13 protein-coding genes are annotated in these 13000 nt (G+C 61.9%); 6 read left to right on the top strand and 7 right to left on the bottom strand.

What is annotated here, in order from left to right; all coding sequences use genetic code 11:
- Positions 1–175 precede the first annotated feature (175 nt).
- A complete protein-coding gene (locus RF819_RS20955; RefSeq protein ID WP_143541635.1) occupies positions 176–355 on the top strand; it encodes a hypothetical protein in 180 nt (59 codons plus the stop codon).
- 134 nt (positions 356–489) lie between these two features.
- Positions 490–1293 carry a YecA/YgfB family protein gene (locus RF819_RS07940; protein WP_078364491.1) on the top strand — a complete coding sequence of 268 codons (804 nt, stop codon included), beginning with the start codon at positions 490–492 and terminating at the stop codon, positions 1291–1293.
- A 50-nt stretch (positions 1294–1343) separates the two neighbouring features.
- Here the strand turns inward: RF819_RS07940 and RF819_RS07935 are convergent, their stop codons facing one another.
- The 5 genes from RF819_RS07935 to ptsP form a co-directional block, all read right to left on the bottom strand.
- The gene (locus RF819_RS07935) at positions 1344–2087 is read right to left on the bottom strand and encodes an SDR family NAD(P)-dependent oxidoreductase (protein WP_242472805.1); all 744 of its coding nucleotides are present in this window, start codon (positions 2085–2087) and stop codon (positions 1344–1346) included.
- 6 nt (positions 2088–2093) lie between these two features.
- The gene (locus RF819_RS07930) at positions 2094–2582 is read right to left on the bottom strand and encodes a nuclear transport factor 2 family protein (RefSeq protein ID WP_078366840.1); all 489 of its coding nucleotides are present in this window, start codon (positions 2580–2582) and stop codon (positions 2094–2096) included.
- A 108-nt stretch (positions 2583–2690) separates the two neighbouring features.
- Entirely contained in the window at positions 2691–3470 is a 780-nt protein-coding gene (locus RF819_RS07925) for a GntR family transcriptional regulator (protein WP_078364489.1), read from the bottom strand.
- Between the two features lie 275 nt (positions 3471–3745).
- A complete protein-coding gene (gene nagE / locus RF819_RS07920; RefSeq protein ID WP_078364488.1) occupies positions 3746–5236 on the bottom strand; it encodes an N-acetylglucosamine-specific PTS transporter subunit IIBC in 1491 nt (496 codons plus the stop codon).
- Between the two features lie 65 nt (positions 5237–5301).
- On the bottom strand, positions 5302–7875 hold the full coding sequence (gene ptsP / locus RF819_RS07915; protein ID WP_242472808.1) for a phosphoenolpyruvate--protein phosphotransferase: 2574 nt from the start codon (positions 7873–7875) through the stop codon (positions 5302–5304).
- Between ptsP and RF819_RS20950 the strand changes: the two genes are divergently transcribed.
- Genes RF819_RS20950 through nagB form a run of 3 tightly spaced genes read left to right on the top strand, consistent with a single transcriptional unit; the run spans position 7874 to position 10040 of the window.
- Positions 7874–8083: a hypothetical protein gene (locus RF819_RS20950; protein WP_143541634.1), complete on the top strand. Its 210-nt coding sequence runs from the start codon at positions 7874–7876 to the stop codon at positions 8081–8083. The two genes, ptsP and RF819_RS20950, sit on opposite strands and share 2 nt — an antisense overlap.
- A gap of 54 nt (positions 8084–8137) precedes the next feature.
- Positions 8138–9256, top strand: a complete 1119-nt coding sequence (gene nagA, locus RF819_RS07910; protein ID WP_078364487.1) for an N-acetylglucosamine-6-phosphate deacetylase — start codon at positions 8138–8140, stop codon at positions 9254–9256.
- A gap of 13 nt (positions 9257–9269) precedes the next feature.
- A complete protein-coding gene (gene nagB / locus RF819_RS07905; RefSeq protein ID WP_078364486.1) occupies positions 9270–10040 on the top strand; it encodes a glucosamine-6-phosphate deaminase in 771 nt (256 codons plus the stop codon).
- A gap of 38 nt (positions 10041–10078) precedes the next feature.
- Here nagB and RF819_RS07900 read toward each other — a convergent pair whose 3' ends face one another.
- Entirely contained in the window at positions 10079–10705 is a 627-nt protein-coding gene (locus tag RF819_RS07900; RefSeq protein WP_158081246.1) for a copper homeostasis protein CutC, read from the bottom strand.
- 38 nt (positions 10706–10743) lie between these two features.
- Positions 10744–12009 (bottom strand): esterase/lipase family protein, encoded by a 1266-nt coding sequence (locus RF819_RS07895; protein ID WP_078364484.1) that lies wholly within the window; start codon positions 12007–12009, stop codon positions 10744–10746.
- A gap of 280 nt (positions 12010–12289) precedes the next feature.
- Here RF819_RS07895 and RF819_RS07890 point away from each other — a divergent pair, with 280 nt between their 5' ends.
- On the top strand, positions 12290–12805 hold the full coding sequence (locus RF819_RS07890; RefSeq protein ID WP_078364483.1) for a GFA family protein: 516 nt from the start codon (positions 12290–12292) through the stop codon (positions 12803–12805).
- The last annotated feature ends 195 nt before the right edge of the window (positions 12806–13000 follow it).

Here is a 13000-nt window from a genome sequence, read left to right as displayed (position 1 = left end):
CCAGCAGGGGATATCACACATCCGCGCAGCGGCGGCACTTTCCTGGATTCACCTACGCTGTTCGCAAGGGTATTCTTTGATTTACGTCAATACATGATTCATCTGGATAAACTACTAGGGAAAACCCTCGGTCCACCTTCTCGTGGCTTAAGTTTTAACCTAGAAAGGTCTTTCCATGTCCGTTGCACACACCCTCAGCTTGCACCCCGTTTCAAGCAGCACTTCGCCATCCATCACCACCTCCACGTCCGGCTTCTGGGCCCAACTTCGCGGTGCTGTCTGGAACTTCCTGGTATCCACGGGTCGCCATCGTGGCGCCCATGCCATGAAACACGGCTACTACAAATACATCTGATGTCCTGAGCCCTCGGGTCACCCGCTGGGTGGCCTGGGGCATGGTTTTCAGACACCAGCCAGCGCCATGTTGGCAGCGTGATGCACAGGTTACAAGGCAAAATCGGGCTATTCCGACTTTCAAACTTGAACACCATGCGCATCGAAGACCTGTCCGGTGAATCCGGCGAACCCTTGTCCGTTGAACAATTCGACGAACTCGACACCATCCTGGACGACCTGCGCACCCGCGACGACGAAATCCCGCAGTGGGAGTTTTGTGAGGGTTTCCTGGCCGCGCTGATCTGCTGCCGCCGGGTCATCTTGCCCTCCGAATACCTGCCGGTGCTGCTGGGGATTGAACCTGAAGGCGCCTGCGGCACCTCGGTGTTTGCCGACACCGCCCAATTTGAGCGTTTTATGGAACTCTGGACCCGTCGCTGGAACGAGGTGGCCACCGCGCTCAACATCCCGATCGAGGCGCTCGACGACGAGCGTGCCTACCAGCCCGAGGTGATGGACCTGCGTGGCGCAATTGCCGCGCTGAGCCCCGAGCAGCGCGCCGAGATGGGTGACGCACCGATCCCGTCCTTTGGCCAGATCTGGGCCATCGGTTTCATGTATGCGGTGGAGAACTGGCCCGAAGAGTGGGCAGCACCGCGTGACCGCGAGGCCGCCAAGGTGCTCGACGCCGCGCTGCAATGCATCGTCACCCTGACCGAAGACGACACTGGCGAGGCCACCGTGGGCGCGTTTGAGGAAGACGGCGAACCGACCATGAGCGAGCAGCGCCTCAACGACTTTGCCGACGCCTTGTGGGCGGTCTACGACCTGCGCGAAGTCTGGCGCCAGTTTGGCCCACGTGTCGAGACCGTGCGCCGTGAGGAAACCCCCGGCCGCAACGATGTCTGCTCGTGTGGCAGCGGCAAAAAGTACAAGAAGTGCTGCGGCGCGAACTAAGCCACTCTTGATTTGGTAGCTATCAGCCCTTTATCTATAAGGGCTTTAGCTTACCAAGGCAGTACTTCGCCGTCGTAACTGAAAAATCCGCCGGAGTCTTGCGGCGTCAGCCGCGCCAGGGTGGCCAGCAACTCGGCGGCGGCCACCTCGGGCTGGCGCACCGTGAGCCCGGTTTTGGCAAAGGGTTGCGACAGGGCGCTGTGCACCGTGCCCGGGTGTATCGCCACACAAATGGCCTGCGGCGCACGTCGGCGCAGCTCAATCGCTGCGGTATGCACCAGCTGGTTCAGTGCCGCCTTGCTGGCGCGGTAGCTGTACCAGCCACCCAGCCGGTTGTCTCCAATGCTGCCCACCTTGGCCGACAGCGTGGCAAAACACGCGGGCCCCTGGGCTGGCAGCAGCGGTAAAAAATGCTTCATCAACAGCGCCGGGCCAATGGCGTTCACCGCAAAGGCCCGCGCCATCTGTGTGGCATCCAGCTGCGCCCAGCTTTTTTCGGGCTGGTGGGTTGCGGTGTGGAGCATGCCGGTGGCGTCCACCACCAGTGCCAGCGTCAACGACTGGTCGTGTAGCAGGGTTTTGACGTGGCTGGCGGCGGCGGCGATGCTGGCTTCATCCAGCAAGTCCAGCGCCGGGCTGCTGCGGCGGGACAGACCCAGCACCCGCGCATAACGCGGGTCGACCTGCAACTGCGCCAGCAGCGCCGAACCGATGCCACCGCTGGCACCGATGACCAAGGAAAGTGCGCCGTAGCCCTTGTTGGTATTGGGCATGTTGCTATAAAAAAATGACATAAGGTGTCAGCGGTTTTTGGCCAGATAACGCGCCAGATTGGCACTGGCCTGCTGGCTGACCTGGCGCTGGAAAAACGGTGCCCAGCCCAGCATCCAGCCACCCAGGCCCAACGCCTGGCGTGACCAGCGCCAGAAGTCAAAGGCATCGCGGTGGCTGGCTATCAGCCCTTCGGGGGTGAACGTGAAGTCTGCCTCCACGATGTTGTGCACCAGCCGTTGGCTGACGCTGAAGCGGTAATGCGCCTCCCAATGTGCACGGCCGGTGTGGGCATCGGCCTGCAGCTGGCTGAAGTCCAGCCGCCAGTCTTGCCGACCCTGGCCGCTGGCAGCAGCGCACAACATGTGCCACATGCCCGCAATATCGTGCTGACCCTGGAGCGAAAAAACCGGGTCATCAAACGTGGCGGTCAGGCTGTAACAGCTGCCCATGGCATCAGCGTCCAGGGCGGCAAAAGCGGTGTAAAAGCGCGTCAGGGTGTCGGTTGGGGTGTGCATGGTGGGGTCTGCGTTTTGATGTTCAAGCAGTGAGAGTGTCTCTTGAAGCGGCTGCACAAAACAACCATTTTTGCGCACCACGTACGCTCGCTTGGGCTTGGGCGCAGATCAGCGCCTCAGTTCAACGACAAAATCGTAGTAGTCGCTGCGGCACCAGGTATGGGTGATTTCGACCGCACGCCCGTCGTCGAGGTAGCCGACGCGGGTGATGAACAGAAGCGCCTGTCCGAGCGGGATAGATAGGAGTTCGGCCTGCCGTGCCGTCGCGTTGGCGGCGCGGATGTGCTGCAGGGCGCGCACCGGCACCGAATCGCGCGCAGAGAGATAGGTGTACAGCGAGTCCTCGACGGCCTCGGGGTCTGGCACCACTGAAACTGGCAAGGCGCTGGCCTCGTAGGCCATCGGCGTTTCGTCAGCCAGACGCACACGCTCCAGCCGAGCCACACGCGCGCCGGGCGACAGTCCGAGTGCCACCATTTCTTCACTCATCGCGGCGTTGATGACGCGCCTTATCCAGCGCGAACGCGGCACAAACCCGCGCTGCTTGAGTTCTTCGGTGAAGTTGGTCAGGCGCGTTAGCGGCTGCTCAAGCATCGGCGCGATGTAATTGCCCGAGCCGTGGCGAGACACGATCAAGCCCTCGTCAACCAGCGCGGCAATGGCTTTGCGCGCCGTGACGCGTGAAATGCCCAGCCGATCAGCCAGCACACGCTCTGAGGGCAGCGCATCGTCCACGCTGAAGCGGCGCTCGCGGATCAGGCGCGCCAGACCGTTGCGGACCTGCAGGTACAGGTGAGAAGACGCGGCTGAGTCGAGGCTGATCTCGGCGACCAGCGAATCGATGGGTTCGGCATGAGAACTGTCGGAAGCAAGGCTTGTTTCGGTCATATCAGTCGCACCGGTCGTACGTTTGAATGATCCACAAAAGCTCGGATCGGATGAATCGCTTGCCACTGATCATGTGCATGGCTTTGAGGCGAAGCATGATACCACTGCACCACCTGTGCCTCAGGCGTGTTCTTGGGGAAATGGCTTCATTTCATTGGTGCAAAAGCCAGGATGGTGCATCCTGGCCCCTGCTTGGCACGGACAACGGGGTGATACCAGTTGTCGAAAGCTGCCACGTCGCCCCAAGCCCGGAACGACGGGTTGGCCGCTTAGGCTTACACCAGCTTTTGCATGGCCGAGGCGACCAGTTCAGCTTTGGGCCCGATGATGATCTGCACGCTCTCGCTGTTGAGCCGGATGACGCCGCTGGCACCGGCACGCCGGGCGGCGGCTTCGTCCACTTTGGAGGTGTCTTTGAGCGTCAGACGCAGGCGGCTGATGCAGGCATCGATGTTGGTGACGTTGGCTGCACCACCGATCAGGCTCAGGTAGGCCTGGGCAAGATGGTCGACCTCGCTGCCGCTGGATGCGGGGGCGGGAGCGGGTGCCAGCGGTTTGACCTCTTGCGCTGGGGTTTCGACGTCGTCTTCACGGCCTGGTGTCTTCAGGTGCATCTTGCGGATCACGAAGGAGAAAGAGAAGTAGTAGAGGGCGAAGAACACCAGGCCCTGCAGAATCAGCATGTACCAGTTGATCGCCAGCGGATTGCGTGCGGACAGCACCAAGTCAACCAGGCCTGCGCTGAAACCAAAACCGGCCATCCAGTGCATCTGTGCGGCGATGAAAACCGAGATACCGGTCAGAAAGGCGTGCATCACGTACAGCAAGGGGGCCACGAACATGAAGGCAAACTCGATCGGCTCGGTCACGCCGGTGAAGAAGGAGGCAAAACCGGCGGCCATCATCAGCGAGGCGACACGCACCTTGTTCTCAGGCTTGGCGGCGTGGTAGATCGCCAGACCGGCACCCGGCAGGCCGAACATCATGATCGGGAAGAAGCCAGCCTGGTACATACCGGTCACGCCCAGGACGGACTTGCCTTCAGCCAGGCCCTTGGCGCCAGCCAGGAAGTTCGGGATGTCGTTGATGCCAGCCACGTCGAACCAGAACACGCTGTTGAGCGCGTGGTGCAGACCGACCGGAATCAGCAGGCGGTTGAAGAAGCCGTAAATGCCGGCGCCGAAGGAGCCGAGGCTGACGACGGATTCACCAAAATGCACCAAGCCGCCGTAGATGGCTGGCCAGATCGCCATCAGCGCGAACGAGACGAAGATCATCACGACCGAGGTGATGATCGGTACCAGTCGGCGGCCAGAGAAGAAGGCGAGCGCCTTGTTCAGTTCGACGCCGCTGAACCGGTTGTACAACTCGGCGGCAATCACGCCGCAGAGGATGCCGATGAACTGGTTCTCGATCTTCTTGAAGGCGACCGGAACCTGCTCCAGCGGGATCGACTGGATCTGCGCGACCACACTCGGCTTGAGCAAGGTCGTCACCACCAGATACCCTACCAGCCCGGCCAACGCGGCCGCGCCGTCCTTGTCCTTGGACATGCCGTAAGCGACGCCGATGGCGAAGAGAATCGCCATCTTGTCGATGATCGCCGCACCCGCCTGGATCAGAAACGCGGCGACGGCGCTATCTGACCCCCAGCCGTTCGGATCCAGCCAGTAGCCGATACCCATCATGATCGCCGCCGCCGGCAATACTGCCACCGGCACCATCAGCGCCCGCCCAATGCGTTGCATGTACCCTAGAACACTCATTTTGATTCCTTCTCAGAAATTGACGAAACAACGACTCACCACAGACTTACCTCACTGCCCGGCAGTCATGCCTTGGCAGCATCCAACCACGGCCAAACCTGTCTGACATACGCGCGGATGGCTTCGGCGGATGTCAGTTGCAACACCGTCTGCGCGACCGACTGGCACTCGGCCAGATTCAGTTGGCGCACCACGGACTTGATCTCTGGAATCACTGCGGGGCTCACGGAGAGCTCTGTGGCGCCGAGCCCGATCAGCAAGGGCACGGCTATCGGGTCTGAGGCCATCGCGCCGCATACGCCCAGCCACCGGCCACTGCCGGCAGCCCCTTGGGCTGCGAGTGCCAACAGTCGCAACACGGACGGGTGCAGGGCATCCACACGCGCGGCCAGCGCCGGGTTGGTGCGGTCCATACACAAGGCGTACTGCGTCAGATCGTTGCTGCCGACCGAGAAAAAATCGGCTTCCTGCGCCAGTTGATCGGCAAGCACAGCGGCGGCTGGTGTCTCGATCATCACGCCGAGCTCAACACGCTCGGAGATACCCATCTCTGCTGCCAGGCGATCCAGCACACCACGTGTTGCCACGAGTTCGGCCAGGTCGGTCACCATCGGCAGCATGATCTTCACGGCCGAGCGTGGCTGCACGGCCAGGATCGCGCGTAATTGTTCGGTGAGCAGCGCTTCACGCGCCAGGCTCAGGCGAATACCGCGCTGGCCAAGTGCCGGGTTGTCTTCCTGCGGTATCTGGATGTAGGGCAAGGATTTGTCGGCACCCACATCGAGCGTGCGAATGATGGCGCTGCGCCCCTCCAGCGCGTCGACCACCGCCTGGTAAGCGGCGCGCTGTTCGTCCTGCGTGGGTGCGGTCTGGCGATCAAGGAACAGCAACTCGGTACGCAGCAGGCCGACGGACTCGGCGCCGAGTGTCACGGCTTTGGCCGCGTCGGCGGCCGTTGCAATGTTTGCGGCAATTTCAATACGGACGCCGTCGATGGTGACGGCTGGTTCGTGGGCACGGGCCAACATCTGGGCTTGTGCTTCCCGGCGCTGGCCGATCTCTGTCAGCGCGCTGGCAAGGCGCTCGGGGCTCGGCGCGGTGTCGAGCAGGCCGTTGTTGGCATCCACAACCACCTGGACGCCTGCGGGCACACCCGCCAGGCGTGGCCCGGCGGCGACCAGCGTGGGGATTCCCCGGGCACGGGCGAGTATGGCCACATGTGAGGTGGGTCCGCCCTGCGCCGTGACGATGGCGGCCACCCCGGCTTGTTCAAGCGCGGTGAAGTCTGACGGCAAAAGATCGTCGGCCAGCACCACGGCATCGCGGGCAAACACCGGCGCGGCCCCATCGTCACCGGCCAGCTTGCGCAGCACCTGGCGTTCGATGTCGCGCAGGTCGCTAGCCCGCCCGGCGAGCAGCGGGCTGTTGCTTGCCACCAGGATACGGCATTGGGTTTCTATGGCGGTCTGCCAGGCGAAAGCGGCGCTTTTCCCGGCGGCGATCAGCGTTTTGGACGCAGCCAGCAATTCGGGGTCTTCGACGAGGACGCGGTGGGCGGCAAAAATCTCGGCTTGCTCGACAAGCTGGCGCTGCTCGGCATCGGCGACGGCGGTTGCCAGTTCTCCCACAAGCGCTTGCAGCGCTGCTGCCAGAGCGCGCTGTTCAACGATCTCGCTGTCACCCTGTTCCTTGATGGCACGGATCGCATGTTCAAAACGAGCGGTCAGTCCCATGGCCAGCCCCGGCGAGGCAATCACACCGGCGAACTGGGTCGGTAGCAGGTCTGTTCTTGCGCTTGATTGGATGGACGTTGTGTGTGTCGGAGCCACGGGTGCTGCAACACTGACGGTTTCGAGCGCCTTGATGGCCGCCTCGATGGCATCACCCGCCTGGTGGCCGGTGGCGCGCAGCTCCACTTCCTCACCCTCCGCCACCGACAGGCCCATCATCGCCGTTGCACTGCGCGCATTGGCACTGGCGCCGCGCACACGCACCTCGACCGCAGCCGCAAAGGGTTTCAGCGCATTGGCCAGCAGTGCACACGGGCGCGCATGCAAGCCGCCGCCATGGCGCACCACAGCCCAGCCTTTGGCCGTTTCAACGTCACCGGTATCAACCGGAGCACTGACCGGCAAGGCGGTATCTGTGTTGGTGGCAACCAGGGTCAGAAGTGGATCGCCTGTCGATACGTTGCTGCTGCTGGTACGCGAGCTGATGTGAAAGTCGTCGCCGTTCTCAACCACGAGGATCACCATCGCTGGTTTGTTCTGGCGCTTGAGCAGGTCGATGTCGAACTCGATCAAGGTCTGGCCGGCCCGCACCACGTCACCCTGCGCAACACGTGTGACAAAGCCTTCACCCTTGAGCAGCACGGTGTCCACACCGATGTGCAGCAGAACCCGTGCGCCGTTGTCTGCCTCCAGAAAGCAGGCGTGCCGCGACGAGTGCAGTTGCACGATGCGTCCGGCGCAAGGTGCGCTCAGCACACCTTGCCCAGCACCGTGTGCCGGGTCAATGGCCAAGCCGTCGCCCATCATGCGACCAGCAAATACCGGGTCGGGAACGTTCTCTATCGCGACAACACGACCACTGGTAAACGCCAACAAATTCAGTTGCGGGAAGCCCATCAAAGTCTCCATGAATTCTCCAGACACCATCGCCGAACAGCGGGGCTCGGGCACGGCACACATGCCAACATGTGTTGATATTAAAACCAGTGTAGTACCAGTTAAATCTGGCTGTCAACAGTTTGTCTTGGTGGAAATTGCTTATTTATCTTTGAAAACAAGTGCATTGACTTTGACTACGGTCTGCGAGGCGCATGATGATCACAGTGTGGCTACTTGACCTGGTGCCATTGTGGTTCTATAGTGGCATTATCTGAATGAGGAACCCACTTTCATGTCGACATCTCTCACCGGCTGTATCCTGACGCCTGACGGCTGGGTTCGCGGCACGCTCTCTTTTGACGAGCGCATTGCGACCATCACCGGAGACAACGTTGCCACCCCGCAGCCTGACGACGCCCTGATCCTGCCTGGATTCATCGACTTGCATGTGCACGGTGGTGGTGGTGCCGACGTGATGGACGGACACGGTGCCGTTGAGACGGTGGCGCGTCTGCATGCCCGCCACGGCACCACCAGCTTGCTGGCAACAACGATGACCGCGCCACGTGACAGCATCGAACAGGCACTCACCGATGTTGGCCGGGCGATGCGCCAACGCGCGCCCGGTACCGCTCGTATTCTTGGCGTTCACCTGGAGGGGCCGTTCATCAACGCCAGCCGACTGGGGGCACAACCCAGCGAAGCACGTACCGGCACAATTGAAGAACTCAGCGCCTTACATGCGCTGGCCCCCATCCGCGTGCTGACCCTGGCGCCCGAAATCTCGGGGCACCTTGACTTCATCCGTCAGCTGAAGATTGCCGGCATCATTGCGCAAATTGGCCACAGCAACGGCAGTTACGAAGAGGGTGTGGCTGCACTCGACGCAGGCGCAGGCGGCTTCACGCACCTGTTCAACGCCATGAGCGAGTTTCACCACCGCAAACCGGGCATGGTGGGCGCGGCGCTGGCACATGCCGAGTTTGCCGAGATCATCCCCGACTTGTTGCACGTGCACCCAGGTGCCATCCGCGCCGCGCGCCGGGCGATTCCCAAGCTGTATTGCGTGACCGATTCAACCTCTGGCGCGGGCATGCCCGACGGCAGCTACCACCTCGGTTCGCAGTGCGTGACCAAGTGCCTGGGCGGTGTCAGGCTGGCCGATGGCACACTGGCCGGCAGCGTGCTGACCATGGATCAGGCTTTCCGCAATCTGGTGTCGATTGGTATCCCCGCGCATGAAGCGGCGCGCCATGTCTCCACCCATCCGGCGGACTATCTTGGCGAAACCGAACGCGGGCGTCTGCTGCCTGGCGCCTACGCTGACATTGTTGTGATGTCGCCGGAACTGCAAATTACCCAGGTCTTTGTTGAAGGCGAACCCATCGAGCGGTCGCCCGCATCTCACTGAATAGGAATAGTCGATGGAAATCATCATCCAAGCCACCCCCGAAAGCGCCACCAGCGTTGCCGCGCGCATTGTTGCCCGCCTGTTGCGGGAAAAACCCAACGCGGTTCTTGGGCTGGCCACGGGCAGCACACCGCTGCTGTTGTACCGCGCGCTGATTGACATGAAACTCGACTGGCGCCGTGTGACCACCTTCAACCTGGACGAATACATCGGCCTGCCACAAGACCACCCGCAGTCGTACCACAGCTTCATGTGGGAAAACCTGTTCCGGCACATCAACATTCCCAAAGAAAACGTGAACATCCCGGACGGCAACGCCAGTGACATTCCTGGTTGCTGTGCGGCCTACGAGCAGCGCATCCGCGATGCGGGTGGCATCGACCTGCAGATATTGGGGATTGGCACCGACGGCCACATCGGCTTCAACGAACCCACATCGTCACTGGCCTCGCGCACACGCATCAAGACCCTGACACCGCAAACCCGCAAAGACAACGCACGCTTCTTTGGCAGCGAGGCCGAGGTTCCGGGCCACGTCATCACCATGGGCATTGGCACCATCATGGAGGCGCGACAAAACCTGATGCTGGCCTTCGGTAACAACAAGGCGCGGGCTATTGCCGAAGCGGTGGAAGGGCCGATCACAACCATCAACCCGGCCTCCATCCTGCAGATGCACCCGGACGCCAAGGTCTGCCTGGACGCCGAAGCCGCAGCCCAGTTAAAGCGGGCCGAGTACTACCGCTGGGTCTACGACAACAAGCCGGATTGGCAGCATCTGTGAAGGCGTCAAGGCGGACTATTCCGTCTCCAAATCGACAATCACACGATGTTTTTGCCGTGCAACTCTGTCACGCCGGTGTAGTCGGCCAACTGGCGCCGGTTGGCCGGTAAAAGTTTGCCAGCCGCGACGATTTCGATTTGCCGCCCCGGCAACGCATGCATGGCCTTGAGCGCGTCGCGCCCCTCCCAGGCCGTTGTTTGCCCACCAGATGTCAACACGCGGGTGATGCCGTGGAGGGTGTTGAGTCGCTTGAACGACGCCTGCACGTCAGTTGAATAGTCAATGGCCTTGTGAAAGGTCACAGCCAGCGGTAACGCGGTGCGAACCAGGCGCTCGGTGTTGTGCATGTCAATCTCGCCGTCCTCGGTCAAAAGTCCAAAAACAACGCCAGCCACACCGGCTTGTTGGCAGCTTTTGATGTCGCGTTCCATCTGATCAAGCTCCGCCTCGGTGTACACAAAGTCGCCACCACGCGGGCGGATCATGGCCAAAACCGGAATCGACAGGCCCTGCACACAACGCTGCACCAGCTCGTGTGACGGCGTCAGGCCGTCTTGATCCAATGCCGAGCACAACTCGATACGGTGCGCGCCGCGCTGTTGGGCGGTCAGTGCCGCCTCGAACGATTCGACACAGGCCTCAAAAAGCAGAGAAGGAAGATGCATTGCCATGCTTGTTTGGTTTTTGTTGGTAAATGACGGGTTCAGGCCAGCCACAACAACAACTGCCGCGTCACCAGCGGGCTGCTGAGCAACTGCATGTGGTGGGTGTTGTACAGCACCATCTGGTGTGACGGCGCAAACACCAGGCAACGCGCCGGGTCGGCATGTTGTCCCAAAGCGCTGGGCAGCGGCACCAGACCGTCGCCCAGCAGGCGGTCGGCCAGGCTGCCGCGTTTGGTCGCGGTGGTGGCCGCCACCGCATAACAGGCGATGCGTTCGGGCAGCGGCACTGGCTGGCGGCGGTCGGGTTGGCGGCGAAAGCGGTCATGGCCCTGCCAGTCCACATCCAGCAGGTGGCCGTAGCGCAGGTCGGTGACACCGGCGCTGCGCAGCTGGCCCAACTTGGCAAATGGGCGGCTGTAGGGTGTGCTGCCCAGCAGCTCATCGACCCAGTTGCCGGCCCGCTCCAGCGGCGCGCCGTGGTGGGGTGTGCCCAGGAACACGATGTGTTTGACCCGTTCGGGCCATGTCAGCCCGGCCTGGCTCGCATAAAACAGCGCACTGCGGATCAGCAGTCCGCCCATGCTGTGTGCCAGCACGGTGATCTGGCTCAGAGCCGTGGGCCAGCGCGCCACCAGCGCTTCCAACTGCTGGGCCAGTGTTTGGGCGTTTTGCGACACATGCAGGCCGCTGTTGTAACGCAGGTACACCGGGGTGTAGCCCAGCGCGTTGGCCAGGCTGCTGGCGTGGTTGAGACTGTGGTCTTGGCGCTGGGTGGTCCACTGCAGGTCGTTCATACACAGGCCGTGGATCACCAGCAGCAGCTTGGGCTCTGCGTTGGTGAGCATCAGGTTGGATGCCAAATTGGCCTCTGGCCCTTGTCTATCCTGGGTAGATTGCTCTGGTAAACGCAGCGTCATCGGCAGTGACAGCGGGTTGTTGCTGGCAGCCAGGCGGTCACCCATCACCCCATTGAGGGCCGCAATCACCGCCAGGCGTTCGGGTGATTCGTCACTTTGGTCTTCCACACCCTGCAGCAGCGGCTCCAGGCGCGTCAGGGCGCTGGCCAGTCCGCGCCCGATGAGTGCGGTGACGCCGTGGATGCCCTGGTACACCAGTCCGGTCAGTCCGGTGGTGTGCGCGGGCGTGGCCCCATGGGATGCGCCCAGCGTGCGCCAGACCGATTGGTGCACCCCTTCGGTGATGCCGGTGATGGCGTGTGTGGCCTGTACCGCCAGCGCCGCCGCCGCCCGTAAATCGGAGGCGCGCACATGCCTGGGTTTGTTGGCGGGGCGTGCGGTGCTCATGTGCCATTGTGGCAAAGGCTGGGACGTTTGATTAGGGCGGGGATACCAGGGGTGGGTTGGACTCTCCAGCGCGGCTCAGGCGCTATAGTGTTTGCGGCAAAGTATCTCGCCCCCTGGTCAGGCAGGCGCTTGATCTGGGGAGATGTGTGACGGAGTTCGCAGCACCAACCACATGAGCACAGCCAATCTTCGTTCCTTAGTCTGGCTGATTTGTGCGGGCAAACTGAGGGGTCATCATGTCCGATGATCTACAACCTGTTAAGTTGCAAGGGAAGCAATCATGACCAACACAACCCCATTTCCCCTTGAAGGCGGCTGCGATTGCCGGGCCGTGCGGTATCGCTTGGAGACGGCGCCGCTGTTTGTGCATTGTTGCCACTGTCGTTGGTGCCAGCGCGAGTCGGGCGCTGCGTTTGCGCTCAACGCGATGATCGAAGCGGACCGGGTCACCAACTTGGGTGTTGAACCCGAGCTGGTGCACACCCCGTCCAACAGCGGCTTGGGGCAAAAGATCGCACGCTGCCCGAGCTGTCGTGTGGCGCTCTGGAGCCACTACGCAGGCGCCGGGCCGGTGCTCACGTTTGTGCGTGTTGGCACGCTAGACCAGCCCGACCTGTTGCCGCCAGGCATCCACATCTTCACCCAGTCCAAACAGCCCTGGCTGGTCCTTGGTGACGCTGTGCCTGTGGTGCCAGAGTACTACGACCGCGAACAGCACTGGCCGCCCGAGAGCCTGGCGCGTTGGCAGGGCGTTTTGCCTGCTTTTCAGGCCTACCGGGCTTCGTTGAAGCGTTGAGGTTTGGCGCCACGCGCCAGCGGCGTTGACGAAGGCGCTTCACCTGATGTCGTCCAGTTGAGTGGCTGCAATAACTATGCAAGTTGTAGCTGTCTGCCCTTATTGGAAAAGGGCTACAGGGTATTTTTATGTATCAAAACGACCTGCAGAGGTGGTGGTTCCACACATGCCACTGCGGGGTTCGTACCCCGAAAA

This window comes from Rhodoferax fermentans, from assembly GCF_002017865.1.
Taxonomy (GTDB): Bacteria; Pseudomonadota; Gammaproteobacteria; order Burkholderiales; family Burkholderiaceae_C; genus Rhodoferax; species Rhodoferax fermentans.
Note: the sequence above shows the minus strand (reverse complement) of the source record. Positions and strands in the feature narration are given on the sequence as shown.

What these genes read in the sequence shown, in the direction of transcription:
- RF819_RS20955 (WP_143541635.1), top strand. Translation starts at nt 176, where the DNA reads ATGTCCGTTGCACACACCCTCAGCTTGCACCCCGTTTCAAGCAGCACT.
- RF819_RS07940 (WP_078364491.1), top strand. Translation starts at nt 490, where the DNA reads ATGCGCATCGAAGACCTGTCCGGTGAATCCGGCGAACCCTTGTCCGTT.
- RF819_RS07935 (WP_242472805.1), bottom strand. Translation starts at nt 2,087, where the DNA reads ATGTCATTTTTTTATAGCAACATGCCCAATACCAACAAGGGCTACGGC.
- RF819_RS07930 (WP_078366840.1), bottom strand. Translation starts at nt 2,582, where the DNA reads ATGCACACCCCAACCGACACCCTGACGCGCTTTTACACCGCTTTTGCC.
- RF819_RS07925 (WP_078364489.1), bottom strand. Translation starts at nt 3,470, where the DNA reads ATGACCGAAACAAGCCTTGCTTCCGACAGTTCTCATGCCGAACCCATC.
- nagE (WP_078364488.1), bottom strand. Translation starts at nt 5,236, where the DNA reads ATGAGTGTTCTAGGGTACATGCAACGCATTGGGCGGGCGCTGATGGTG.
- RF819_RS20950 (WP_143541634.1), top strand. Translation starts at nt 7,874, where the DNA reads ATGAATTCTCCAGACACCATCGCCGAACAGCGGGGCTCGGGCACGGCA.
- ptsP (WP_242472808.1), bottom strand. Translation starts at nt 7,875, where the DNA reads ATGGAGACTTTGATGGGCTTCCCGCAACTGAATTTGTTGGCGTTTACC.
- nagA (WP_078364487.1), top strand. Translation starts at nt 8,138, where the DNA reads ATGTCGACATCTCTCACCGGCTGTATCCTGACGCCTGACGGCTGGGTT.
- nagB (WP_078364486.1), top strand. Translation starts at nt 9,270, where the DNA reads ATGGAAATCATCATCCAAGCCACCCCCGAAAGCGCCACCAGCGTTGCC.
- RF819_RS07900 (WP_158081246.1), bottom strand. Translation starts at nt 10,705, where the DNA reads ATGCATCTTCCTTCTCTGCTTTTTGAGGCCTGTGTCGAATCGTTCGAG.
- RF819_RS07895 (WP_078364484.1), bottom strand. Translation starts at nt 12,009, where the DNA reads ATGAGCACCGCACGCCCCGCCAACAAACCCAGGCATGTGCGCGCCTCC.
- RF819_RS07890 (WP_078364483.1), top strand. Translation starts at nt 12,290, where the DNA reads ATGACCAACACAACCCCATTTCCCCTTGAAGGCGGCTGCGATTGCCGG.